This is a genomic window from Halobacillus halophilus DSM 2266, from assembly GCF_000284515.1.
GTDB lineage: Bacteria > Bacillota > Bacilli > Bacillales > Halobacillaceae > Halobacillus > Halobacillus halophilus.
Genome location: NC_017668.1, coordinates 629,335 through 653,587, shown reverse-complemented (window position 1 = coordinate 653,587; position 24,253 = coordinate 629,335). Strand labels below are relative to the sequence as shown.

At 40.7% G+C, this 24,253-nt stretch carries 25 protein-coding genes; 5 read left to right on the top strand and 20 right to left on the bottom strand.

From position 1 onward, the window contains the following. Positions 1–4: 4 nt before the first annotated feature. The 14 genes from HBHAL_RS03275 to HBHAL_RS03210 form a co-directional block, all read right to left on the bottom strand. Positions 5–658: a hypothetical protein gene (locus HBHAL_RS03275; RefSeq protein ID WP_014641912.1), complete on the bottom strand. Its 654-nt coding sequence runs from the start codon at positions 656–658 to the stop codon at positions 5–7. Beyond that, positions 659–961: a DUF5592 family protein gene (locus HBHAL_RS03270; protein WP_014641911.1), complete on the bottom strand. Its 303-nt coding sequence runs from the start codon at positions 959–961 to the stop codon at positions 659–661. It lies immediately after the preceding gene. Between the two features lie 40 nt (positions 962–1,001). Beyond that, complete coding sequence (locus tag HBHAL_RS03265) at positions 1,002–2,846, bottom strand: pLS20_p028 family conjugation system transmembrane protein (RefSeq protein WP_014641910.1); 1,845 nt, start codon at positions 2,844–2,846, stop codon at positions 1,002–1,004. Between the two features lie 25 nt (positions 2,847–2,871). Continuing rightward, positions 2,872–5,403 carry a VirD4-like conjugal transfer protein, CD1115 family gene (locus HBHAL_RS03260; protein WP_014641909.1) on the bottom strand — a complete coding sequence of 844 codons (2,532 nt, stop codon included), beginning with the start codon at positions 5,401–5,403 and terminating at the stop codon, positions 2,872–2,874. A gap of 13 nt (positions 5,404–5,416) precedes the next feature. After that, positions 5,417–6,526: a hypothetical protein gene (locus HBHAL_RS03255; RefSeq protein WP_041601179.1), complete on the bottom strand. Its 1,110-nt coding sequence runs from the start codon at positions 6,524–6,526 to the stop codon at positions 5,417–5,419. Between the two features lie 15 nt (positions 6,527–6,541). Then, the gene (locus HBHAL_RS03250) at positions 6,542–6,805 is read right to left on the bottom strand and encodes a hypothetical protein (protein ID WP_041601178.1); all 264 of its coding nucleotides are present in this window, start codon (positions 6,803–6,805) and stop codon (positions 6,542–6,544) included. A gap of 15 nt (positions 6,806–6,820) precedes the next feature. After that, a complete protein-coding gene (locus HBHAL_RS03245) occupies positions 6,821–7,012 on the bottom strand; it encodes a hypothetical protein (protein WP_014641906.1) in 192 nt (63 codons plus the stop codon). Positions 7,013–7,078: 66 nt separating this feature from the next. Continuing rightward, positions 7,079–7,516 (bottom strand): hypothetical protein, encoded by a 438-nt coding sequence (locus tag HBHAL_RS03240; RefSeq protein WP_014641905.1) that lies wholly within the window; start codon positions 7,514–7,516, stop codon positions 7,079–7,081. Between the two features lie 419 nt (positions 7,517–7,935). After that, positions 7,936–8,178: a hypothetical protein gene (locus tag HBHAL_RS03235; protein ID WP_014641904.1), complete on the bottom strand. Its 243-nt coding sequence runs from the start codon at positions 8,176–8,178 to the stop codon at positions 7,936–7,938. Between the two features lie 8 nt (positions 8,179–8,186). Further along, the gene (locus HBHAL_RS03230) at positions 8,187–9,206 is read right to left on the bottom strand and encodes a DnaD domain-containing protein (protein WP_014641903.1); all 1,020 of its coding nucleotides are present in this window, start codon (positions 9,204–9,206) and stop codon (positions 8,187–8,189) included. A gap of 22 nt (positions 9,207–9,228) precedes the next feature. Further along, a complete protein-coding gene (locus HBHAL_RS03225) occupies positions 9,229–9,756 on the bottom strand; it encodes a helix-turn-helix domain-containing protein (protein WP_014641902.1) in 528 nt (175 codons plus the stop codon). Between the two features lie 69 nt (positions 9,757–9,825). Beyond that, entirely contained in the window at positions 9,826–10,134 is a 309-nt protein-coding gene (locus HBHAL_RS03220; protein WP_014641901.1) for a hypothetical protein, read from the bottom strand. Beyond that, positions 10,135–10,857, bottom strand: coding sequence for a phage regulatory protein (locus HBHAL_RS03215; protein WP_014641900.1), 723 nt, complete (start codon positions 10,855–10,857; stop codon positions 10,135–10,137). Then, the gene (locus HBHAL_RS03210; protein WP_014641899.1) at positions 10,857–11,096 is read right to left on the bottom strand and encodes a helix-turn-helix transcriptional regulator; all 240 of its coding nucleotides are present in this window, start codon (positions 11,094–11,096) and stop codon (positions 10,857–10,859) included. Before HBHAL_RS03210 ends, HBHAL_RS03215 begins: the two co-directional genes overlap by 1 nt. Before the next feature lie 157 nt (positions 11,097–11,253). Between HBHAL_RS03210 and HBHAL_RS03205 the strand changes: the two genes are divergently transcribed. From HBHAL_RS03205 to HBHAL_RS03185, 5 genes are all read left to right on the top strand, one after another. Then, positions 11,254–11,652 (top strand): helix-turn-helix domain-containing protein, encoded by a 399-nt coding sequence (locus tag HBHAL_RS03205; RefSeq protein WP_014641898.1) that lies wholly within the window; start codon positions 11,254–11,256, stop codon positions 11,650–11,652. 78 nt (positions 11,653–11,730) lie between these two features. After that, positions 11,731–12,753, top strand: a complete 1,023-nt coding sequence (locus tag HBHAL_RS03200; protein ID WP_014641897.1) for a nucleoid-associated protein — start codon at positions 11,731–11,733, stop codon at positions 12,751–12,753. A gap of 21 nt (positions 12,754–12,774) precedes the next feature. Beyond that, complete coding sequence (locus HBHAL_RS03195) at positions 12,775–14,238, top strand: hypothetical protein (RefSeq protein WP_014641896.1); 1,464 nt, start codon at positions 12,775–12,777, stop codon at positions 14,236–14,238. An 84-nt stretch (positions 14,239–14,322) separates the two neighbouring features. Beyond that, on the top strand, positions 14,323–14,823 hold the full coding sequence (locus tag HBHAL_RS03190; protein WP_041601176.1) for an ImmA/IrrE family metallo-endopeptidase: 501 nt from the start codon (positions 14,323–14,325) through the stop codon (positions 14,821–14,823). Between the two features lie 45 nt (positions 14,824–14,868). Further along, positions 14,869–16,017, top strand: a complete 1,149-nt coding sequence (locus tag HBHAL_RS03185) for a site-specific integrase (RefSeq protein WP_014641895.1) — start codon at positions 14,869–14,871, stop codon at positions 16,015–16,017. 44 nt (positions 16,018–16,061) lie between these two features. On the opposite strand, the gene rlmD is transcribed toward HBHAL_RS03185, so the two are convergent. From rlmD to putP, 6 genes are all read right to left on the bottom strand, one after another. Then, positions 16,062–17,441, bottom strand: a complete 1,380-nt coding sequence (rlmD, locus tag HBHAL_RS03180; RefSeq protein WP_041601175.1) for a 23S rRNA (uracil(1939)-C(5))-methyltransferase RlmD — start codon at positions 17,439–17,441, stop codon at positions 16,062–16,064. Positions 17,442–17,551: 110 nt separating this feature from the next. Then, entirely contained in the window at positions 17,552–18,466 is a 915-nt protein-coding gene (locus HBHAL_RS03175; RefSeq protein ID WP_014641893.1) for a diacylglycerol kinase, read from the bottom strand. A gap of 156 nt (positions 18,467–18,622) precedes the next feature. Beyond that, on the bottom strand, positions 18,623–20,053 hold the full coding sequence (gene gatB, locus HBHAL_RS03170) for an Asp-tRNA(Asn)/Glu-tRNA(Gln) amidotransferase subunit GatB (protein ID WP_014641892.1): 1,431 nt from the start codon (positions 20,051–20,053) through the stop codon (positions 18,623–18,625). Continuing rightward, on the bottom strand, positions 20,050–21,522 hold the full coding sequence (gatA, locus tag HBHAL_RS03165) for an Asp-tRNA(Asn)/Glu-tRNA(Gln) amidotransferase subunit GatA (RefSeq protein ID WP_014641891.1): 1,473 nt from the start codon (positions 21,520–21,522) through the stop codon (positions 20,050–20,052). The genes gatB and gatA overlap by 4 nt, the downstream gene beginning before the upstream one ends. Positions 21,523–21,533: 11 nt before the next feature. Continuing rightward, positions 21,534–21,824 carry an Asp-tRNA(Asn)/Glu-tRNA(Gln) amidotransferase subunit GatC gene (gatC, locus tag HBHAL_RS03160; RefSeq protein WP_014641890.1) on the bottom strand — a complete coding sequence of 97 codons (291 nt, stop codon included), beginning with the start codon at positions 21,822–21,824 and terminating at the stop codon, positions 21,534–21,536. 916 nt (positions 21,825–22,740) lie between these two features. After that, the gene (gene putP / locus HBHAL_RS03150; RefSeq protein WP_014641888.1) at positions 22,741–24,252 is read right to left on the bottom strand and encodes a sodium/proline symporter PutP; all 1,512 of its coding nucleotides are present in this window, start codon (positions 24,250–24,252) and stop codon (positions 22,741–22,743) included. Between the last annotated feature and the right edge of the window lies 1 nt (position 24,253).

Genomic DNA, 24,253 nt, shown 5'->3' with positions numbered 1-24,253 from the left:
TTTTTTACCCCCTTTTTTCCAATTTGGTATTGAGATTGTTGAGTTTATAAATTAAATCAAGCTTCTTTTCATCAGTTAATTCAATGATGGGAGTCACTCGTCCAAGGTACCGACGACAGTTATTACGGTATTCCGATAGCTGTTTAAGGCTTGAAGCGTAAATATATAAATAAAACTCGCGGTTGGTTCGATGAGTTTCTAGAAACTGCAATTCATCCCTTTTCTTAAGTAAGAATCGTTCATATAAAGGGGCTGTGTTTTGGGCAATTTTACGATGGATCGCGTCTAATTGCTTTTGCATATCCACTGGAAAATTCATAGAGACAACCTTAATGTCGTGAGCATAGGATTGAAAGAATTTAGCCATCATCATAATGTCGTACTCCGTTTCTTGCGTAGATGGAGAGTAAATATCCTTACTTTGCAGCTGCATCACATCCATGTACCCTTTGTTTTCTTGAAGCTCAAAGGATCCATCCGACGTCATATCTTGAATCGGGAGGATGTCTGCCATAGAAGCTTTAACCGCCTCTCTTTTTTTCTTTCGAGCCTTAGGTGTTTTATATTTTTTTCGTCGCTTAGCTCGTTCATCGAAAAGCGCTTGTTGCTCTTCACTCTCTTCGATGAACCTAGCCTTTCCTTTTTCTCTTCCAGGCATTTAGAATTCTCCTTTCTCTTTTGCTTCTGTATCTACGGCACAATAGGTCACTCGATCGCGGCTGACAGCTAATACCAACACTTTCGCCATCCTCAGCTTTGGATTGGTTTTCGGACGTATTAACCAAGCAACCATTAACACAATCCAAAAGATGACGTAGTACCAAACTAACGAGGGATGCACCACATATCGAAAAGTAAAGCCAATCCCTCCCAGTATTAAAACCACAAGTAAATCGGTAAGGTAAAACAGCCGGTTGATTTTAAGTTCACTTCCAATCTCAGAAGGAATTTTGTACTGCAAGGTTCATATCTCCTTTCTCAAAACAAAAACGCGAACAAAGTTAAGATCCCTGTCCGCGTTTCTTGATTTTATTTTTCCAGTTTTCCGTGGAATTTCGTGATAAATTGTACGTTCGCTTCGCCCCCTGTACCTTTCTGTTATTTTGAATCCGTTCCTGAGCTTGATCCCTTACGTATTGACTAACGGTTCGCTGCTCCGTTCTTTGCTGATTAGGCATCGGTATGTCATCTGTAGTTGCTGGAGCTTCTTGAGGTGATGGTGTGGTTCCTTGATCTTTCTGAACATCATGGTTAGGGTTCTGTTCTGGTTTTTCTATAGTCTTGTTATTGTTTTTATTTTCTCTCTTTTCCAAAGAAGCACTTGCTTGTTGCTTCCCTTGACTCTCATCATCATGTGAACGCTGATGGTTACTCGAGTTAGAGGAAGGTTGATGCTTTTCTTCGCTCATTTCTTGAGGAGTAGTATTCATGGAATTCCCAGATAAAGTGGACCCTTTAGGAGAAGGTGAACGGCCTCTCTGGGAGGATTCCATGGGACTTGGTTCTTGCTTTTGAGACTGTCTCTCTTCCTGAGTTCTGTTACTCTGTGTCGGACTATCCGTTTGCTTATTTTGTTCAGTTCCCCGTGACTTCCCTTTTGTTTTACTCCCTGCCATTCCTGAAACGGCACCAGCTGCCCCAGCTCCCGTATTCATAACGGCACTAGTTCCTCCACTAGCGATTGCTCCCGTAGCTTTCTTTACAGGTGGTCCTAACGTTTTCGATGCTAGATAACCGCCCATAGCTACATGCCAAGCATTTTTCAGCCCAGCATCTATGCCGAAAAGCTTCTGAACGATATTCGGTCCATCAATCACTGCTAAACTCCCAGCAATCAGAGCCACTAAATAGCTTATCCCTTCAAGGTTTTCACCGATAAAGGTAGTGTAATACATATACACACGCAAACTCAGGAAAATCATAATTAACGAAGCAAAAATACTACCAATATTCTTTATGATCGCTTTTAATCGTTGCCCTGTCGAGATATCGGCATAAGCCATAATAAGAGCCACGATATGATTAAACCCAAGTTCAAAACATAGCTTAGCGATTTTAATGGATATGAGAATCATCGTAAAAGCCATGACTCCCAGTGTAACGATGGCTGTAAACCAATCGACATGCCACCGGTAATAATTTTCTGGCAAGAAATCAAATAAACCACTTTTGCCTAACTCTACTAATCCCTCTTCCCCATTTGATTCTAAGCCAACTTTATTCATAACAATTCTTTTTCCTTGTTCAGATAATTGATCACCATTCGCTTTATCAAATTCACGTGTAAGAGTCTCATTTATTGATATCTTATCAAGATTATTGGGACTTATATGATGTTGGTTGTCAACATCGGGGCTTTCCCAGCCTGTTTCATCGTATACGGCAATGTCCGTAACATAGTCGGTCATCACTCGGTCAGAAGTCGTGAAGGAGTCGGTGTTCACTTGGGCCACATTGACTGCATCCCCAGTAAAATCATTGACTTGTCCCATCCCAAACGTCAATAGACTAATGGTCATCACGGATAGGAAGAGGTTCATTGGTAGATCGGCACGATTTTTTTCTTTATTGAAAATCAACCGAAAACCAATCATCGCTAATGAAATGGCTAACAATACGTAAAGCACAGGTTGAATAGTATCCAGAAAACTTTGGACGGGTTCACTTAAGAAGAAGTCAGTTAATGATAAGACACTGTCGACCATGCCTTCTAGGCTATCTACAATCATTTTCAGAAATAATATAATCCCCCAACCCATAATCCGTAAGCCCGATATGAAAATATTATTCGTTGACAACACCTCGGAAAACTCTAGCAATTTCTCTAATAGTTCTTCATCTGACATCGTTTCACCCCCTTTTTAGTATCCCTCACATGGGAGTCTTTTCTTTTTCATTCTTAAGCAAGTGCTCTTGTTCTTCTTTTAATTTGTCTGTCTGCTTTCGGATGTGATCGTATACCTGCCGGTTGATTTCCTGTCCATCTCCTAACAGTTTTATATGGTCAAGGAAGACCTCCATGGGCTCCTGGTCCATCTCTTCCTTACTGTGATGTAAAAGGGGGGCCACCTGTTGGTGGACCATATGCAGAGTACTATTATCGAGAAATTCTCCTACCTTTTGTTCTTTCCAAGGTTCGCTTCTTACACGATCTTCTTCAAAAGGACCATTTTCAGCTTCACCAGCTGTTATCTCCACGTTATTTTCCTTCTCCGTTTTGGGAAGGGAATAGTTATTAAAATCAATAACCAATTCTTTTGGATTAATATAACGGTGCGGGGTGTGTATTTCTTCTTCAGTAATGGATCGGCTCGTATCAAAATACTGACTTAAATACGTGTGAGCATACTTCATACTGTGTTTGCCTGTATTGTAAATGGGAAATGCTCGTATTTTTCTCCCCTTCTTATCTCGCCTCATTAAAACACGACGAACTACCGTATCCCCTTCCTCTAGTTCTTGAAGTTCGTTAGCTGTGAGTAGATCTCGCCCCTCTGTGCTTTCTGTTTTTGACTTATCTAAAGAGAAAGTGGAGCCAGAGCGTGTTTGCGTATTCAATGTCCTTTTACCTAATTTAGATGAGAAGGAAGAAGCTGAATCGTAATCGGCACTGAGGATATAAATCTCATTCCCACAATTCCCACGGATCGTGGCCTGTCCATCTTCCCCGTACAGATCCTTTAATTGAGCATAGGATTGAACAACTAAGTGAAAACGTATATTTCTTCCCAGACAAACGGTTATTTTATTGTCCATATCTGCAATAGCGGGCATATTTCCGAATTCGTCCAGCATAAAGACCACTTCACGCAAACATTTCTGCCCCTTTGCTATGGCAGCATTTTTGGATAACACATAATACAACTGACTCACAAAAATAGAAGGTATCGCGTGCGTTGATGTATCGTAATCCGGCGTTACCATGAAGATAGCTATCGGTTTTGTGAAATAAGTGATTCTTTTGACTCTAATTTCACTATCGGAAAGAGAGGGAGAGGAAAAGAGAACCTCTCCCGTATCCTCATTAATTTCATCAACCTTAATGGTCATTTCACATTCTTCATAATTTTCTTTTTTAGTTTGATTCCGCCTTTGCTTCGAAGAAACGGGTTCTTTATCTTGTACCACAGTTAAGAGGTCCCCTGGTTTCAACTTCGATGAGAAATTAATTGTCCAGGTACCACTCTCTCCCGATTGATTGGTTTCTTTCACCCCATCAGGGAACGTGACAAACACTTTTGAAAAAGGAGCACCTTGGCCTTTAACAAATTGACCAAAACCTACTTTCTTCAAATCTAACGAGTTCTTCGCTGTCATCTTAGCGGTTTCGCTCATCGTAAACTTCGTTAACCCATTCATAGCTGTTGTAAAAATGCTGGAACGTGTATTTCCTTTCGAGAAATTACTTGTCGCATACTGCTCTTTCGCCACGTGCGATTGGGGTAAGCTTTGAAAATATTGATCCAGCGCGTTAAATTCTTGACCATTTTCATCGATGTCATTTTTCGTTCCTAACTCTGATAACATGTTAGCTACGGTGTACATCGTGATTTTTTCTTCTGTTCCTTCTGAAATGCTTTTCTCCGTAATCGCTAGGATCATCGCATTGACAAGAGATTTAGCCGAATCATCCCACATCGGCTCTTTCGCTTGCGGATTGTGATAGAGCATGTGAGTGATCGTTTCGCATAGCGTTTGAGCTGTAGAATAATCACCATCTTGATAGGATTGTTTGACTAGCTCCAACAGGTTAAAGCTCATGCTTTGCATCGGATTCATTAAGTTAAGAACTTCTACTTCATACCCTCGACTTTCAAGGGTTTCACGGCTAGAAGCGAACAGTTCGCCCTTAGGATCATTCATCACTAAAGATGGTTGGTTCTCCGCCCGAGAATAGGCATCAATTGTGGGAATCACATACGTTTGCCCTTTCCCACTTCGTGTTGTCCCAATAATCAAATTATTGACGGGAGATGGATCGATATAAGCGTTCTCACCTTTGCGAGCTAATACAGGGCCACCTTGACCAGAATAGGAACTCCTGCGATCAGGGATAGCTTTGTATTGTTGGTGAATTTCTTTTCTCGTAGCAAATCGCTGGGATCCTTTTTCATCCGTTCCCACTGGACTAAAGTTACTGCGAAGTTTATAAATCATATGAGCGATACCGAGGAGACCTAGTAAAGCCGCCAAGCCGTAGAAATACGGCTGCTCCTTCATATGAAAATCTATGAAATGCGATGCTTCTATCACTAATGGCTGGTTAAATTCCGGAAATGTTTGTAAGGTCGACCACATGGCCAACCCTAAATTCCAAATGAATGTGGCCACAAGCATCGTCACCATAAAAAAACAGATGCTTAATGGAATAAGCACCTGCTTTTTAGCGATGATCGATTTCAAAATAATCGCCCTCCTATATATTATTTTGTTGGGTTTTGAACTCTTCTTTTTCTCCTTCTAAAGCATCGATTTTATCTTGGTCTTCATTATCTGATTCTTTCTCGGTTTCTATTTGACTGTTCAGTTTCTTTAACTGTTCTTCCAACTCTTCGTATTCGTTGATTTTTTCATTCAAATTATCATTTTTAGCCTCACTAGCCATTTTCTTCGCTTTTTCTAGTTGATCTAGTTTCAAGTAGGCCATCCCTTTTTCCTTAAAAAGTTCAGCTGACATAGGCAGGCCATCGATGTTGATCGCTTTTTCATACTCCTCTGTGTGGAAAGCCACTTCAAAAGCGCCGACGGGACTTGGATGAGATTCTTGAAATTCCTTGGTTTCATCTATTCCGTGGATCTCCATCACTTGACTCGCTAGGAATGAAGCTGTTTTCTGTTCTGCATACTTGAGAGCTTCCTTATACTTCTTTTCTGAAACGAGCATGTAAACCAGAGCTTTTTGTTCAGATTCACTTAGCTCTTCTTGATCTTTTAAATGGTTCACAGCTTCATCCCTATCCCCCCTCAACGCTGTTTCGTATGCTTGTTTCAATGTTCTTACCTCTGTCAGCTCTCCATTCGCGCTATTTAATTCCTTCGCATGTCCACTAACCATTACGGCTAACGCAATTGAAGCCGTAATGGTTAGGACAAGAAAACTTAATAAAGAAATAGCAAGAACCTTTCCACGTTTACTCGTTCGATTCCATGTAGAGGATGTCTCGGTATTCTTTTTCACTAATTCCGTAACATCCATTTGATAATTCGTCGGCGTATGGGATGTTAGTTGTTGTAGAAGAATGTCTCTTTCCGTTTCATGTTGATGATTTCTCATAGGGAGTTGTACAAGCTTCTGGCAGATATGGTCGTAGATGTTTGTGGTATCTTCTGAACCCACAACATACGTGCCACTATACAGTTTATCTCCCTCTTCATTTGATAGCATAAAATCGAGATGTATCTGTTGCGCATTCTTTTTTTTCCATTTCTTATCAAGATCGTCTGTCTTTTCTACGACTTCTTCAAAAGAGTACGGGTGAAAACTAGTAATCTCTCCATCTAGCTTTGACGTGAATATTATTCGCATTCGCATATCGCTCCTTTAAAAAACTACCTGGCTATCAATGTATTGGGCAATAGCTGTAGCTCCCATCAAAATCACCAGCCCGATGGCACCACCAATAAACCAAACAATAGAACTTTGGCGACCTCGAACGCCTCCCCAAATAAGGTGATACGCTCCTATTCCAAAAGCAATGGCAGCAGAAATAATACCGAGCAACTGCATGGCTGTCAGTATTGAAGCACCCGTAGATTGAAGATTACTAATGGCAGATAGCATGGAATAATCAGTTAGAAATTTCATGTTCAAAACACTCCTTTAAATTTTTTCGTTCTTCTCTTCATTCATTCCTTTGTAATGCAGCAAAGATTTCATAACAACATCCTGATTCTCTTGAATATACTCTTGGTGTTTCTCATGCAGCCAATCATTGTAGGATAGGTCTTGAATAGTTAATAGGGTTTGAACTAAGTCCTTCGATTGTTTTAGCTCACGATTTGTCGCTCCCATTGTTATCACCTCCTTTAAAGGGTTTTTGGCATAAAAAAAGAAGCGATCCATTAAAGATCACTTCCGTTATGATGCGTTATTTTCTATAAATTCTTGCAAGGCTTTTTCCTTTTCATCTTCAGAAGGGTGGTCAACACTTCTTAAGGAAACATATTTTGTTAAGCTTCCATTTTCATAAATACCTAATGTTCCAAATTGAATATTCTTTAACCCTAAATCGTTTAACTCTAAATCGTTCTCCAACATCTTAGTTGATTGGGCATTAATCTCTTTCACTTTAATTGTTTCAATGCTTTCTTCTACTAATTGATTATTGGCCTTACGTTCTTCTTCATCTTCAGTACTGTTAATCAAGATATAAGCTGTTTCGTTATTCTCAATATACTTTTCCATTTCTTCTGGTGATAAAGACTCGACTTGACCTGTGGCTCCTTGTGACCCGCAACCAACTAGGATTAAAACTATAACAAATCCAGTCAAACCACCGATCCAACGCTTTGCCATCAGATCAATCTCCTCTCAAGTGATTTGTATAACGATTCTAACACCTACTTAAATATAAATCCATGATTTGGTAGATCATCTTAATGGTATAAAGATTGTTTTTGGCAAGATACAATCAACCCTATGCAGCATTCACTAATGATAATACTGTACTGCAAAGCACAACGTTTCTAGCATATACGAAGAACTTTATGTATCTAGCTCTTACTATTAAAAGTTTCATCAGTACTCCCCTCACTTTAAATAGAAAAACCATCGTTGATACAACGCTTTTCCGGTCACTAGATGCGTTTCGCGTAACACGCACCCAACACTTATCAACAACTAGGAAAATTCTGTGACCTTTCTTTTCCTAGCATAGATATGTAATTTTCAAGGATCTGAGTGTGCTATTTAAGCACGTATTAAAATCGTTATATTTACTTAACAGGTCTCAATTCACTCATAGGATTTTTACGTTTAGCAATGGTTCTAAATTGACCATCCTTTACCGTTCGAATTCTATAATAGATACTGGCAAGCTTTTCAGTATTACCATGGCGATCCACCGCCCAAATGCCATGCACATTATACCTTTTTCCTTCAAAGGTTTTTACATTGTCAGCTTGTGAAGAAATGTCATAGTAAGCAAAGTGCTTTTTATTGGATTTCAACCTTACCACCTCCCATGTTATGGCTCCCCAACTACTCTAAGCTTTAATTGTTCTAATAAAACCTCTTTAGCTGAACATTTACCTTCCTTAATAGAAGCTATATCTTCTTCAGAAAGGTTATAACGATCATCAATAGATTCAAGAATATTCTCCCTCGATCTTTTTAGCTTAATCGCTAACTCAATGGTCCGAGCTGTATCATCAATGCTAGGTTGTTTATTTATATCTTGCTTTTCTTGTTCTTCTCGGTCATTGAACCACTCAGGAATCACTTCCTTTTGGGGAGAGCTTTTAGTAAATGGACCATTTCTATTCTTTTTATTTTTATATTCAACTTCTTCTGCCTCTGCTTGTTCAATTGTTCGAATTCCTTTATTGACCCAAGACTGAAGAATACTCTTCACATACCCCCACGTTGGTTTATTACGATCCAGAGAGCGCCTCATGGCTTCCAAGATTAACGATTCTCCAAGGTCTTCACTCCAGTTTGCTATTTCTTCTGAGATTTTAGGACGTATAGCGCCAATGTTGTTTTTATAAAATTGAATGGGACACTCCATTTGTTCTGCAGTAGTTGTAGTAATAAATTCTTTTACATTCTTAACTTCTTTAAGTTCTCTACCATTCTTGTATGTGTCTTTCTGCTGTCTTTCTGATGGTAAATTGCTGTTATTTTGCTGGTTATCTGGTGTTGTTTTGTTGTCGTATTCTTCATCGTTAGATTGATAAATTGCCCAGTTATCAACGGTTATGACACTATATTTGTTGGTGGAATGAATAGTAATTACCTCATCTTCCTCTAAAATTTTTAAGTAATCACGAACCGTCGATTCATTCATGTTCAATTCAGATGCAGCCTTTTTACGACCAAATATAAATTGTCCTGGTTCAAGTTGAATCTTTTGCCTTCCCACTCTAGATTCAGTATTTTTATGACTTGATTTCGTAAGGCAATAGATAAAAACCTTTAACATCTTTTCATTTTCAAAAATCTCACTTTGAAGGATTTTGCGATGAAGCTTTAGCCAACCTTGCATTCTTTCACCTCTTTTCTATAATCTACGATTCGCTAGATACATAGCCATTTGATTTTAAATCGATATTATGGTCTTTCCATATCTTTAACCAACTGATATTGTACTCATCACATAACATCGCCATGTATAACGTTGAATAGTGAACAACTCTAGCCATTACCTTAACCGACCTACGAATATCTTGTAATTCCATTGATTGTATACTATTTGAGTCCTCAGTTAGTTTCACCTCTGGAATAGCCTTAATAGCTTCCAACAACTCTTTCTCTAATATTAGCTGGAGAAAGTATCTATCGTTCCTAGCTGCTGGGCCATCTAAGGATGTAATACCCCACCCAATGTATTCGTTGGCTGCTTCAAGAGCCAGCCATGGGTTGTTATACTTACTTGTAAATTGGCTAGTTAGTCCAGGTTGTATTTTCCTCTGTCCGTTCTCTTGCTTACTTAAAGATTCTCTAGATAGTAAAACATCTCTGGAGAATAATTCTTGTGATTTTCCAAGACTCTCCCTAAATTCTTTTAAGGTTCTACCAACTCTGCTTTCTTTCATTTCAACCACTCCCTTTGTACCTAAAGAGGTACCAATATTTAGTTGTCATGGTGCTATTCTTGTGGTGTGTTAAATAACAGAAACAATTTTGGACTTTTTCCCAGCGTTCTTTTCAACCCATTCAGTATTCTCGCTAATCCATTCCAAAAAAAACTGGGATGGAATTTTAGGATGAGAGAACCCTTTGATCTTTGGCAGTATGCTCATTAATTCTGATGTTTTGTTTTCACCTATATCCATCAGCTCTTTTACATCATCGCGAGTAAGGATCAACGGAAGCTCTGGTTGATTTCTACTTTCGCCCATTCTTTCAGCTAGTTTTTCAGCAACCTTGACAGCGATGTTTTCGTAAAACTGTTCATCAAATTCGATGTTCAATTAGATCACCTCCCTCATGGATTGTTGGTAATTGGTGCTTTCGATTTCCATTCTTAAGCTTGTATCGGGCTGCCAGAATTCAATAAATCTAAGACCTTCTTCAAACTGCTTTTTCGGTAGATCACCGTACCTTGGAATCGTGAAATGATTCTTGAAGTCTCTCCAGAAAGTTGAGAATACATGTCTGCTTAGTTCGCCATACGCTGGAGCTTTTTTACCCCCAATGACTTCCATGATCTTTGCATTAGCTTTCTTCTTAATACGATGTTCCTCTGCACCATCGATTCTCATGGTCTCTTCCAAGTGAGTTAGTCGACTATCGTGTTGTTCGAGAGTTTCGTCGTGTTCAATGGATAGTTTCATGGATGCCATAAGTTGTTCCTTTTCGGATAGAACTTTCGGCTGGTCTTGCTCCATTTCTTCAAAGCGAGTGACATATTCTGCAGTGAATAGCACACCTTTCTCGCCAGTCATTTTATTGGCTACCATGTCGCATCCTTTTCTAGTTAGAAGATAATGTTTGTAATAACGACCTGTGCCTGCTTTATATTCGCTATCAACAAAGAAGTTATCAGCACCCAAATTTGGGTTTTGACTTAAGTACTTCATATAACCGTCGATATCTCTAACTAAGTGGTCATGTCTTTTTCCTGTCATTTCAGCGACTTCTCGACTGTCAGCAAGAAGTCGACCGTCGTGTTTAACAAGCATTAATCGGTTCATTAGATGACCTCCTTCGTTGATTCAGTTATTTTCAGACACGTATCGTTTCTTTTTTGATTAAAAAAAATCTCGTCAACGGTAACGCCAAAATAATCTGCAATGGTTTTAGCCAATGCTAATGAAGGAGTTCTATCTCCTCTTTCAAGTGCACCTAGCATTTGAGGGGTAATACCTAGCTTTTTGGCTAGTTCTGGTCGGGATTGTTTACCTCTGCATTTAATAAGGACTTTGCGCTCCATTATAATCACATCCCTTTTCAGAAACGATTTGTTTCTTTGTTAATCACAAATATACAGAAACGTTTTGTTTCTGTCAATAGATTTTAGAAACTTATTGTGTCATTTGTAGAAATAGAAACTTATTGTTTCTATAATTTATTTTATAGGAGGGGTTCTAGTGCTAAGAAAAAGACTTGTTCAATTAAGAAAATCAAGTGGTCTAAGTCAATATGAGCTAGCAGAAAAGTTGAATTTCTCAAGAGGAAAGTATGCTAATTATGAACAAGGTACTAGGCAACCTGACTATGAAACCTTAGACAAACTAGCTGATTTTTATAATGTAACCACCGACTACCTACTTGGCCGATCAAACGACCCAAACCAGAACGTAGATGACTTCGACCCGCTTGAAGAACTCAAACAGTTTATGATTGATAACAACATGCAGGATATGGACTTTGGGTTTTACGATATAGAAAAATGGAAGCAACTTTCCCGTGAGGATATTGAGGATGTGAAAAAGCATTTTGAATATGTATTGCACCGGGCCAAAGAGAGGAATAAACAAGATAAGTAACACGTCGAGAGGCGTGTTTTAATTTTATACACTGTTGGTTAATTTTGGGTACATTACATAAAATAAGGAGGTAAAATAATGTCAGATATTAATATTAAACAAATTATTGCTCACGATATAAATACTGAATTAGAATCGCCAACTCTTTTTGATAGAATATTGAACCTTACTGCTATACCAACAAAAATTCTCAAGTTTTTTAAAGATCACATAAACGTCTCTTTGAATGCTAAACAAATAAAGACTTGTGAGTTTGAAGAGGGAGCCAAAGTAAAGAATCAATCAATTAGAATAAATGAAAGCATAACAGATCAAGAAACTTTTGTTACTGTAACTAAGGAAATGACGCAAGATTTACATAGGGCAATTAAGTCTACTAGTTCTAATAGTAGTGGTACCATCTTTTTTATCATATATGATCTAAATCAAATCAACTACCTTGGTATTCTAAAAATGGATCCAAGTAGTGGAATTCAAATAGACAAGACGACTTTAGAGCTCTCAATTCAAGACAATATATTACCAAAACCTGAAGACCGCTTGCACAAATGTGCTTTTATTAAATTACCCCCTTTTGCAGAAGGATCGGAAGCAGACCTATATGTTCTTGACAGACAAAGAGGTCCAAGAGGTATATCAAAGTTTTTTATGAATACATTCTTACAAGCAAATGAGTTATTAAATAATAGAATTATGTCAGAAAGAGTGATCTCAAAACTCTACGATGAAGCACCGAACATTGCACCAGGCAAAGAAGATATCGAATTTCACTTAGAAGTAGATAAAACTTTTAGAAATGGTCGGCAAATTGATTTAGATCACGCCCTTGAAGAGCTTATTCAACCTTACATGGAAAACGAAAAACAGAGGGAAGAATATATTGAAAGTTTTAAACAATCTTTTAGAGAGGAATATGATAAGTACCATTTTAACTTTCAAGTTGAGAAAGAAGCTACGACTGTCGTATTTACAAGTGATGAAAAAGACATTAAACTAGAATTTCCTATAAACATTTTGGGGGATGTGGTAAGGATTAATGACCCTAATAAAGTACCTTTTAAACTTGAAATACATAAACAGCTAAATCAAAAGTACAAGTGATTTTCAGAGGGAGGTAGAATAATGACTGTTGTAAATAAATTTGTAAATCTTATAAATACTATTCCTTCCCTCAAAGACGAGCATATTACTGAAGATTCACTAAAGATAACTTTAGAGTTTTCTGCTTCTCCAGATGAAATTTACAGTATAGCAGAAAACATTGATCTAAAATCCCTTATTGATGATGTCCAACTCAATTTTAATGTTAACTATAAAAATGCTAGAAATTATTCTAGATCTCAATTCATTTCTAATTATAAATATTTAAAAGAGGATTGTACTGTAAGAATAAATCTGAACAAACAATTTTCGAACGGACTAGTTTTTTTTTATAAAAGCAAATTTTGCAATGAAATCGTAAGTGATAACTTCAAGTTCATTAAAGTCAATAATGACAAGAAGTCGATTGTGTTCTTACCGATAAGTAACATATTAGAGAACGAATACCTTACATTAGTACCTCTAGAAGATTATAAGCCTAGTTATTCTCACAGTATTATCTCAGAAGCTTCTCAAAAAAAACTTAGCGATTATAAGTATATTATCAATAATATGAGTAGTATCGAAGAGTATCACCATCCTCTTCCAAATGAGCTTTTTTTTCATAATGACATTGATGATGATTTAGTGGCTTCATCTTTTAATTTTGCGTTATTTAAATCAATTACAAAATTGTTAGCAAATAAAGAAAAGAACAATAATCATATCTTCACTGGCTATCAGACAATTGATTTAATAAGCACCACCCCTTTCTCACCAAAAAATCATAAGTTATACTTCTTGCTGTTCGAATTTATTTTCGATAAAGAGAAATATTTTGATAAAGTTGAAATCGCACGTAATGTTATTTCTCTTTATCAAAATGATAAAGATACACTTAAGGCACTAGATGAAAACATTAACCGTATCCACGAAACTGTTATTGATCATTTTTCTGCATATGTTCAAAATACAATCGAAAAATTTTTTAATAGCAGAAAAGATATTATAAAAGAGGCTTATGAATCAGGATTAAAAATAAAAGAGCATACTGATAAAATCACTCAGCAAATTAACATAATTATCATTGGGATAATAACGGCAGCTCTATCATCTTTCATTCTTTACACAAGGGGCGGAAAGTGGCTGGCTTCCATTGTACTAGTTCTGCATGGCGTTTATTTTCTTATAAGTTTTTTAGTCAACCGAAGAAATTATAAAGATAAAGGAACCGAACTAAGGGAGGCTTTCGATGCGTATAGCTTCGAGTTTACTACTCTTAAACAAGAAAAAATTGATGAAATAAAAACAAAACATATTGAACCTTCGATTTTGAAATTTGAAGGCACTTATAAACTTTATAGAAACACTATAATATCAATGATATTTATAGTGTTAGCAGTCGCAATATCAATAATCTTTTTGTTTAACCCGCCAGAGAAGGAACAACCTAATAAGAACAATTCAAATCCCGAACCAAGAACCGAAAACCATACCGAGCAGTAAACATGAAATATTTTAGCGTGCAATTGCACGTTTTTTATTTTACAATAAAGGCGAACATACGTTCTTTGATTGGAGGTACTTATTATGACTTATTATCAAACTACCCACTTAGAAGATTACATAAAAAAATTACTATTAAGGATTGGTGTTAGCACTCCTTTTCAACTCGACTTATTTAATATAGCTGGACGATTAGGTGTTGATCTTACTTTTTCTGAACAACCAACACATTATCAAGGAAGCACAATAAAGTTGAATATAAACTTAACTAAACCTGAGTTATGGGAGAAGTTTTCACACGAAGTTTGTCATGTACTGCGCCACTCGGGCAATCAGTTATTTCTTCCGTTAGAATTCACAAATTTACAAGAATCTCAAGCAAGTAATTTTGCACTTCATTTTTGCATCCCAACATTTATGTTGAAAAAATTGGACCTCCCCTTTAGTAAGAAAGAAGCTATTAGAAATGTCGCTGAAATTTTTAATGTGACAATTGCATTCGCCGCTGAAAGACTTCGACGCTATGAAAATCAATGGATTCACTCCCAAATGAGTAATAGCAACAATTTTTTGTACCCTAATTAAAGCTATAAATATAGTAATGTATCGATGAGGAGGTATCTATCCCCAATGGCATCTATAAAAAAAGTAAAAGCGAAGAGTAAGAAAGGCTATACATGGAAGGTTACGGTCGAAGCCGGCCGAGATCCCCGTACTGGCAAACGGAAACAGGTAGTTCGTAGAGGGTTTGCAACAAAATCAGAAGCTGAAGCAGCAATCACCCAAATTCAACACGAGCTTAATAATAATCAGTTCATTAATGATTCCAAGCTGACTCTTGCAGAGTATATGAATCAGTGGTTAGAACTTTATGGAAAACGTAATTTACGGGATACTACATTTGTTAGTTATAAACGCGCTATTGATTACCGACTTCTTCCCCAGCTTGGACATTTACAGATTTCTTCCATTACCGCCCCTATGGCCCAGAAGTACATTAACGAACTACTGGATGATGGACTTTCTGAGAGATATGTAGAATATATTTCTGTTATTTTATACGGTGCATTAAAGAAAGCTGTGGAGTGGGAGGTGCTTTCACGTAATCCTATGGAAAAGGTTGATATTCCAAGAGGACGAAGAAGAAAACAAACAACTTGGTCTGTTGATGAAATCGAACGATTCCTTCATTTTGCAAAGTACGAAAATGAAAATTACTATTCCGTATTTTTAACATTTATCTATACTGGACTTCGAAGAGGTGAATTACTGGGGGTAAAGTGGGAAGACATTGATTTAGAAAATGAGTTAATTGAGGTCAAACGTAATCTCATCTACGATAAAGACGGATTTCGCTTTGGGGAACTGAAAAATGAAGCCTCTTATCGGACAATCAAAATAGATGATTATGTTTCAAAAGAATTAAGACAGCACAAAACCAGACAGAGTGAATTCAAACTGATGTTAGGTAGGGAATACGATCAAAATTACGATCTAGTCTTTTGTAGAGAAGATGGCCGCCCTATTTATCCTAGAACACTGACCACTATATTCAACCGCCTCATTAAAAAAGCAGAAGTGACCAAAATTCGAATTCATGATTTAAGGCATACTCACGCTTCACTCATGCTTGAAGCCGGTAACTCATTAAAAGATGTCCAAGATCGCTTGGGTCATAAGAGTATTAAAACCACTGGCGATATTTATGCTCATGTTACCGATAATATGAAAGATGAATCCGCTCAAAAATTCGGAAATTACCTCAGAAAAAACATATGAGTGGTCAAAATGTGACCACTCACGTGTTTTCCTCTTCTAAAACCCTATACCTTAGGGGTTAAATACGTAACGCACTCCACATGACTCGTCTGCGGGAACATATCCACCGGCTGAACCTCCTGTGTCGCATATCCTCCATCCTCAAGCACACGTAAATCACGCGCGAGCGTTGAAGGGTTACACGATACATAGACGATACGCTCCGGTTCCATATCAAGCATGGCTTTAAGCAGTTCTTCATCACAGCCTTTACGCGGTGGATCGACCACGATCACGTCCGGACGGAGCCCCTGGTTGCGCCACCATGGCATCAGCTCTTCGGCTTGTCCTACGTAAAATTCAGCGTTGTCCATTTTATTCAGGCGGGCATTTTTCTTCGCGTCGGTGACGGCTTCGGGAACGACTTCGACGCCGTACACTTTCTTCGCTTTTTGTGCGAGGAAAAGAGAGATCGTACCGATGCCGCAGTAAGCGTCAATGACGGTTTCGCCGCCTCTAAGGTCAGCGTATTCGAGCGCTTTGTCATATAGGTTCTTCGTCTGGGTAGGGTTGACCTGATAGAACGATTTTGGTGAGATCATAAATTTAATATCGCCGATCATATCGTAGATGTATTCGTCGCCCCAGATAACCTTGGTTTCTTTGCCGAGAATCACATTTGTCTTCTGATTGTTCACGTTATGCACGATTGACTTAACGCTTGGGAAGGCGTCTCGGATTTCATCAATCAACTTGTCCTTTTCGGGCAGGTTCTTGGTTTTCATTACGAGCACAATCATAATATCTTTTGTTGTCTGCCCGGTGCGGACCATAATATGACGCAGCGTACCGCGATGGGTGTCTTCATCATAAGCTGAGATCCCTAGTTCCGTGGCAATACGCCTTACGGTTTCCACCATGCGGTCGTTCAGCTCATCCTGGATAATACACGTATCCATATCGATAATGTTGTGGCTGCGCTTCTGGTAAAAGCCGGTCTTGAGCTTTCCGTCTTCTTTTTGTCCGACGGGAATTTGAATTTTATTACGGTAGCGCCACGGGTCGGCCATTCCGATCGTTTCGTGGACAGGAACGTGTTCGAGGTGTCCGATTTTCTTCATCGCGTTTTTCACCTGATTGTGCTTCATCTCAAGCTGCATGCTATAGCTCATATGCTGCAGCTGGCAGCCGCCGCACTGGTAATACACATCACATGGCGGCTCAACACGGTCTTCGCTTTCTTCTTTTACCTTCACGAGCTTGCCGAAGCCAAAGTTCTTTTTCACTTTGACGACTTTTACTTCGGCTTCTTCCCCGGGAAGACCATACGGTACGAAGAGCGGATAGCCATCCACTTTCCCTACCCCATTGCCTTCATGGGTTAAATCCTCAAACGTCAGGTGTATGGTCTGGTTTTTCTGTACGGGCGGCTTTGGTTTCGCCATCATTCATCCGTCCTTTTCTAGTTAGACTCTGTGTTCGTAGTTTATCACAAATCCTAGTGTTTCATGAAACCATTAGAAAACGCCGCTGCCCCGGATAGGACAGCAGCGCTTCACGATTCTTCTAATTCGCCTGGAAATTTATCCTTCGGTAGGAAGAAATCCAGGTGGCGGTATAGATTCACAAATTCTCCCGGCATCATGCCGCCGAACTCACCATCAATGTTCAACTGCATTTTCTCATCCGTCTTCACTTTCACGCGGCTTGCGGTGGTGTGAATGAATTTCGGATGGTTCAAATGGTTGCCTTGAATCGCGAGTGTGGCGAGACGGACGAATTCGGCAATGTTCATTTTTTCAATAATCATTAAGTCGAACAATCCATCATCCATGCGGGCCGATGGAGCCAGTTTCTCCAGGCCGCCGACGGAGTTGGTATTGGAAACGAGAAATAACATGATCTCTCCTTCATACCATTTGCCGTCATACTCTATTTCGACGCGTGTCGGACGGATCGAAGGCAGCATTTCAATTCCTTTAAGATAATAGGCCAGCTGCCCGATCATGGTTTTCAGCTTGCTCGGGACTTCATAGGAAACCTCGGTGATCTTTCCTCCCCCGGCAATGTTCATGAAATAATGACCGTTCACGCGGCCGATATCAAGTGGCTGGGTGTGTTCTTCCAGAATGATATCGACGGCCTTATGAATGTTCCTTGGTATATTTAACGCACGTGCAAAATCGTTAGTTGTCCCGACTGGAATGATCCCGAGCTTCGGTTTGTGGTCCTGTTCGGCAAGACCATTAATCACTTCATTAATGGTTCCATCCCCGCCGGCAGCAACGACTACATCAAACTCCCGATCCACAGCGTATTTTGCAGCTTCGATCGCATCCCCGGCACGGGTGGTTGCATGTGTCGATGTTTCGTAGCCGGTTTGTTCAAACCGCTGCAGAATATCAGGGAGGACTTTACGAATGAGTTCTCTCCCAGAGGTCGGGTTATAAATTATTCGAGCACGTTTCATGGTATGACCCCCTCATCCAGGCTTGTTCCATAGAACATCATAGCTCTTTTTCCTGAATTTGAAAACACTTTTTATAGTATATGATGGGTTTTCCTCATCCATACGAAAGCACGCACCAATCGCCGTGCGTGCTTTCGCTTAACCTATTGGCAGGCTTTAACGCTTCTCCATTTCAGCCAAAATAATTTTGTTTACCATCGGTGGGTTGGCCTGACCTTTGGTTTCTTTCATTACTTGACCGACAAGGAATCCGAGCGCTTTATCTTTACCGTTCTTATAGTCCTCAATGGACTGTGGATTGTTATCCAGAATGGTCGTTACGATTTCGGTCAACTGACCTTCATCGGAAATTTGGACGAGTCCTCTATCTTTAACAATTTTCTCTGGATCGCCGCCTTTTTCAACCAGTTCGCTGAAGACTTTCTTAGCGATCTTGGACGAAATCGTGCCGTCTTCGATCAGCTTGATCATTTTCGCGAGTGAAGCTGGTGTAAGGGCAAGCTCATGAAGCTCTTTATAGTTCTTGTTCATATAAGCGGAAACTTCACCCATCAGCCAGTTGGATGCCTGTTTAATATCGGCTCCCTCAGCAATGGTTTCTTCAAAGAAGTCGGATAGTTCTTTGTTATTGGTAAGCACCATCGCATCGTATTCCGGAAGATCAAGTTCTTCGATATAACGCTTCTTACGAGCAGCTGGAAGCTCAGGAATCTGATCGAAAATGCGCTGTTTCCAGGCTTCATCAATATGCAGAGGCACAAGATCCGGCTCTGGGAAGTAACGGTAATCATCAGAACCTTCTTTCACACGCATAAGAATGGTTTCTTTTGTCTGCTCATCATAACGGCGTGTTTCCTGAAGGATTTCTCCACCGGAAAGCAGTTCTTTCTGCTGGCGCACTTCTTCAAACTCAAGTCCTTTTTGTACGAAAGAGAAAGAGTTCAAGTTCTTAAGCTCGGTCTTCACACCGAACTCTTCCTGACCGATCGGGCGGATCGACAGGTTGGCATCACAACGGAGTGAACCTTCTTCCATTTTACAATCAGAAACGCCCGTGTACTGGATGATATTTTTCAAAGCTTCCAGGTACGCGTAGGCTTCTTTTGGTGAACGGATGTCCGGCTCGGATACGATTTCGACAAGCGGTGTACCCTGACGGTTGTAGTCCACAAGGGAGTAACCATCATCACTGTGGGTCAGCTTACCGGCATCTTCCTCCATGTGAAGACGCGTAATGCCGATCCGTTTTTTCTCGCCATCCACTTCAATATCAATATAGCCGTTTTCCCCGATTGGCTGATCAAATTGGGAAATCTGATACGCTTTCGGGTTGTCCGGATAGAAATAGTTTTTACGATCGAATTTCGTGTCCGTCGCGATATCACAATTCAGAGCCATTGCGGCTTTCATCGCATAGTTGACGGCTTCTTCGTTCAATACAGGCAATACGCCCGGGTAACCGAGGTCAATCGGGTTTACGTTCGTATTCGGCTCGTCTCCGAACATGTTCGGGGACGGGCTGAAGATTTTAGATGCCGTTTTTAATTCTACGTGGACCTCTAGGCCAATTATTGTTTCAAAATTCATGAGCGCGCACCTCCAAGGGACGGGCGTTGTTTATGGAATTCAGTAGCCTGTTCGAAGGCATGAGCGGTACGATACACACTGCTTTCATCAAAGTGGTTTCCGATGATTTGCAGACCGATCGGAAGACCATTGGATGAGAAACCGCATGGAATCGAAATACCCGGAACACCTGCCAGGTTCACAGGGATCGTCAGGATATCGTTCGCATACATCGTCATCGGATCATCGACTTTATCGCCTATTTTAAAGGCTGGTGTAGGCGTGGTTGGCCCGATAATTACGTCGTAATCTGCGAACACTTTTTCAAAATCGTTCTTAATCAGCGTACGTACCTGCTGAGCTTTTTTATAATAAGCATCGTAGTAACCGGAGCTTAGCGCGAACGTTCCAAGCATAATCCGGCGTTTCACTTCGTCACCGAAGCCTTCAGCACGGGAGCGCTTGAACATGTCGAGCATGGTTTCCGCATCTTCCGCGCGCTTGCCGTAACGGACTCCGTCAAAACGGGCCAGGTTGGCAGAAGCTTCGGATGATGCGATCAAGTAGTACGTGGATAGAGCGTATTTGGAGTGAGGAAGAGATACTTCTTCCCAAGTTGCTCCAAGCTCTTCATATTTCTTAAGTGCGGCTTGAACGGCTTCTTTCACTTCAGAAGATACACCTTCATTAAGGTATTCTTTTGGTACAGCGATTTTCAGTCCTTTGACGTCGCCTGTCAGAGCTTCACTGTAATTTGGAACCTCAACGTTCGCTGATGTCGAATCCATCTTGTCGTGTCCGGCAATGGTTTCAAGCAAGAACGCGTTGTCTTCCACATTGCGTGTTATTGGACCGATTTGATCCAAAGAGGAAGCAAAAGCGACTAAACCGAAACGGGAGACACGGCCATACGTTGGTTTCAAGCCGACAACCCCGCAGTAAGCGGCGGGCTGACGGATCGATCCGCCGGTATCGGAACCGAGTGAATAAGGAACTTCTCCAGCAGCTACAGCCGCTGCTGAGCCACCGCTTGATCCGCCTGGAACGTAATCCGTATTCCAAGGGTTACGGACCGCGTCGTAGCTTGAGTTTTCATTAGAAGAACCCATAGCAAACTCGTCCATGTTGAGTTTACCAATGGTAATGGACTTCGCGTCATTCAACTTATTGACGACCGTAGCATCGTACAATGGGTCGTTAAAATTACTTAGAATCTGGCTTCCGGCTGTGGTGCGGAGACCTTTGGTTACGATGTTGTCCTTTACACCAATTGGCAGACCGAACAGTTTAGCGGCGCTGTCGCCTCGCTGCTGATCGAGTTCTGCAGCCTGGGCGCGGGCGGCTTCTTCATTTAGCGTTAAGAAAGCCTTCACTTGCCCGTCTACCTCTTCAATTCGTTTATACGACTCGTCTACAAGATCCGTTACTCGGATTTCCTGATTATGTAGCTTCTCTTGAAGCTCACGTAATGTATAGTCAAATAGAGACATGATCAAACCTCCTATTCCAGTACCGATGGCACTTTGAATTGTCCATCTTTGTGCTCGGGTGCGTTATTAAGTACATCTTCTTTGTTCAACCATTCTTTAGGCTCGTCTTTACGTAAGACATTCTTCAGATCCAGTACGTGGGTGGTAGGAGCTACTCCCTCTGTGTCGAGTTCATTCAGCTGCTCGGCATACGTAATAATATCGTCGAGCTGTTTGGTGAATGTATCGGCTTCGTCTTCTGAGATAGCAAGGCGTGCCAGGTTGGCTACGTGCTTCACTTCGTCTTTACTAATTCTTGACATAATGCGACCTCCATTTCGATCTCACATAATATATGATCATACCAAATATACGGCTTATGAATCAACGTGCGCTATTTTTACCCTTCTTATCTTAACATAAATGTTCTCCGGCTGTCTTAGCGTGCGCCGGTCTTCCTAATATTAAACCTTTCCTTAGCCCAGCTTGTCTAACGAACCTTTTTGAGATCCGCTCATTATGATGTCGGAAAAATACTTGTAACCACTTATGATATATAAATTAAAAGCTCTGTCAGTGTTCCTTGTTGATATATAAGTAACGTTCCCATTACTTGAAGAATTGATTTCGAGGTGTTTGTTGAGCGGAAGGTCCGGAGGGGGACGATTTCGCTTTCCGCGGGCATGTGGTAAGCTTCCTCAGGCTTCGCCTTCCGGGATCTTACCGATCATGTTCATCCCACAGGAGTCTACATCGTCCCCCTCCGAACCTATCCAGATCAGAAACTCGAAACCACCAAAACACCGTTTGCTTGGTGAGAAAAAAGTATGGGATGAGGACTGTATTTTCATGCTAGAACGATGTGAACAAGCTTGTTATAGAAGCATTTAGGACCTATTTAGAAGGAGAGCATTATCTCTTCTGGAAGAGTCCGTTATTCTTCCGTGGCTGTGTTGGTGGGGAAATGGCGAGACTCCCATGGGAGAAGGAACTAGGTGAGATCCCGCAGGGAGTGAAACGAGCGAGGAAGCTCACCGTTCCCCCATAGGAAAGCGAGTTATTTCCCCACCAACCCTATACCTTTTAAGTGACGGACCACGATTTGTCTCGAAACTGAGTCTTCCAATCCGGCCCTTTTCTTTAACAAGTCTTTTACTAAAAATCAACATTAGACTTTAAAAGAGCGAAACAAAAAAAGATCTCCGGAAGTCCGGAGATCTTTTTAGCAGACTCATCTAATTAACGACGGGCTGCTTCATCAAATTCTTCAATAATTTCTTTCGGTGGTTCACCTGCAGCACTAACTGCAACCGCTACAATTAAGTTCAAGATGAAACCAGGTACGATTTCATAAAGATCAAAGATACCGCCGCTCAGGAAGTCACCCCATATAACAACGGTTACCGCACCGACAATAATACCGGCAAGTGCACCGTTACGGGTAATGCCTTTCCAGAACAAGGACAAGATGATGATCGGACCGAATGCGGCACCGAATCCTGCCCAGGCATACGATACAAGATCAAGTACAGAACTGTCCGGGTTTCCGGCAATCAATACGGCAATTAAGGCGATACCGGCAACCGCAACACGTCCAACCCATACAAGCTCACGCTCAGTTGCGTTTGGACGGAACAGCGCTTTATAGAAGTCCTCTGCAAGAGCAGAAGAAGATACAAGCAGCTGAGAGTCAATCGTACTCATGATTGCAGACAGAATAGCTGCAAGCAGGATACCTGCAATGATTGGGTGGAATAGAATTTGTGAGAAGGTAATGAAGATCTTCTCAGCATCGGCAAGCATCTGTACGCCGCCTTCACTCATAACTTCTGCGTTGAACGTGCTCAAATCACTCACATCAGCTGTGTTAATGTAAGCAAGTCCAACAAGACCTGTGAAGATCGCCCCGTAAAGACCTAGAACCATCCAGCCTACACCGATAAAGCGGGCTTTCGGAACATCTTTAGGTGAACGAAGGGCCATAAAACGTACAAGAATGTGAGGCTGCCCGAAATAACCAAGACCCCAGGCCAGAGATGAAATAATAGCTAATGCGCCTACACCCTGTACCATGTTCAAGTGAGCCGGGTCGATTTGACCAACAGCATCGACAGCGTTGTTCCAGCCGCCAAGTTCAGAGATAGCTACAATTGGCACGGCAATTAGAGCAAGGAACATAAGGATACCCTGAACAAAGTCTGTCCAGCTTACAGCCAGGAATCCTCCAAGGAATGTATATGATATCGTTACAATAGCTCCGAGCCAAAGAGCTTGTGTATAACTTAATGCAAAGGAAGCTTCGAACAGCTTCGCGCCGGCAACCATACCGGAAGAGGTGTAGAATGTGAAGAATAATAAGATAACGGCTGCGGAAATAACACGCAGAACGTGAGATTTATCACGGAAACGGTTTTCAAGATAGTCCGGTACCGTAATGGAATCGTTCGCCACTTCTGTAAAGACACGCAGGCGGCGGGCAACAAACTGCCAGTTTAGATAAGCACCAATAGCGAGACCTACACCAATCCACGCTTCAGATAAACCGGATGCGTAAATAGCACCTGGAAGACCTAATAGCAACCAGCCACTCATGTCGGAGGCACCGGCACTCAGTGCGGCTACTCCTGGACCGAGACGGCGGCCGCCCAATACATAGTCAGATAAATCACTTGTTAAACGATATGCGGCAAAACCGATACCAAGCATACCAATTAGATAAATAATAAACGTTATTAACGTTGCTGTACTCATG

Excerpts from the sequence above, each read along its gene's own strand:
- HBHAL_RS03265 (WP_014641910.1), bottom strand. The coding sequence starts at position 2,846 with ATGTCAGATGAAGAACTATTAGAGAAATTGCTAGAGTTTTCCGAGGTG.
- HBHAL_RS03275 (WP_014641912.1), bottom strand. The coding sequence starts at position 658 with ATGCCTGGAAGAGAAAAAGGAAAGGCTAGGTTCATCGAAGAGAGTGAA.
- HBHAL_RS03255 (WP_041601179.1), bottom strand. The coding sequence starts at position 6,526 with ATGCGAATAATATTCACGTCAAAGCTAGATGGAGAGATTACTAGTTTT.
- HBHAL_RS03250 (WP_041601178.1), bottom strand. The coding sequence starts at position 6,805 with ATGAAATTTCTAACTGATTATTCCATGCTATCTGCCATTAGTAATCTT.
- rlmD (WP_041601175.1), bottom strand. The coding sequence starts at position 17,441 with ATGGCGAAACCAAAGCCGCCCGTACAGAAAAACCAGACCATACACCTG.
- HBHAL_RS03240 (WP_014641905.1), bottom strand. The coding sequence starts at position 7,516 with ATGGCAAAGCGTTGGATCGGTGGTTTGACTGGATTTGTTATAGTTTTA.
- HBHAL_RS03245 (WP_014641906.1), bottom strand. The coding sequence starts at position 7,012 with ATGGGAGCGACAAATCGTGAGCTAAAACAATCGAAGGACTTAGTTCAA.
- gatC (WP_014641890.1), bottom strand. The coding sequence starts at position 21,824 with ATGTCAAGAATTAGTAAAGACGAAGTGAAGCACGTAGCCAACCTGGCA.
- HBHAL_RS03200 (WP_014641897.1), top strand. The coding sequence starts at position 11,731 with ATGTCAGATATTAATATTAAACAAATTATTGCTCACGATATAAATACT.
- putP (WP_014641888.1), bottom strand. The coding sequence starts at position 24,252 with ATGAGTACAGCAACGTTAATAACGTTTATTATTTATCTAATTGGTATG.
- HBHAL_RS03190 (WP_041601176.1), top strand. The coding sequence starts at position 14,323 with ATGACTTATTATCAAACTACCCACTTAGAAGATTACATAAAAAAATTA.
- HBHAL_RS03185 (WP_014641895.1), top strand. The coding sequence starts at position 14,869 with ATGGCATCTATAAAAAAAGTAAAAGCGAAGAGTAAGAAAGGCTATACA.
- gatB (WP_014641892.1), bottom strand. The coding sequence starts at position 20,053 with ATGAATTTTGAAACAATAATTGGCCTAGAGGTCCACGTAGAATTAAAA.
- HBHAL_RS03215 (WP_014641900.1), bottom strand. The coding sequence starts at position 10,857 with ATGAACCGATTAATGCTTGTTAAACACGACGGTCGACTTCTTGCTGAC.
- HBHAL_RS03210 (WP_014641899.1), bottom strand. The coding sequence starts at position 11,096 with ATGGAGCGCAAAGTCCTTATTAAATGCAGAGGTAAACAATCCCGACCA.
- HBHAL_RS03175 (WP_014641893.1), bottom strand. The coding sequence starts at position 18,466 with ATGAAACGTGCTCGAATAATTTATAACCCGACCTCTGGGAGAGAACTC.
- HBHAL_RS03225 (WP_014641902.1), bottom strand. The coding sequence starts at position 9,756 with ATGAAAGAAAGCAGAGTTGGTAGAACCTTAAAAGAATTTAGGGAGAGT.
- gatA (WP_014641891.1), bottom strand. The coding sequence starts at position 21,522 with ATGTCTCTATTTGACTATACATTACGTGAGCTTCAAGAGAAGCTACAT.
- HBHAL_RS03195 (WP_014641896.1), top strand. The coding sequence starts at position 12,775 with ATGACTGTTGTAAATAAATTTGTAAATCTTATAAATACTATTCCTTCC.
- HBHAL_RS03230 (WP_014641903.1), bottom strand. The coding sequence starts at position 9,206 with ATGCAAGGTTGGCTAAAGCTTCATCGCAAAATCCTTCAAAGTGAGATT.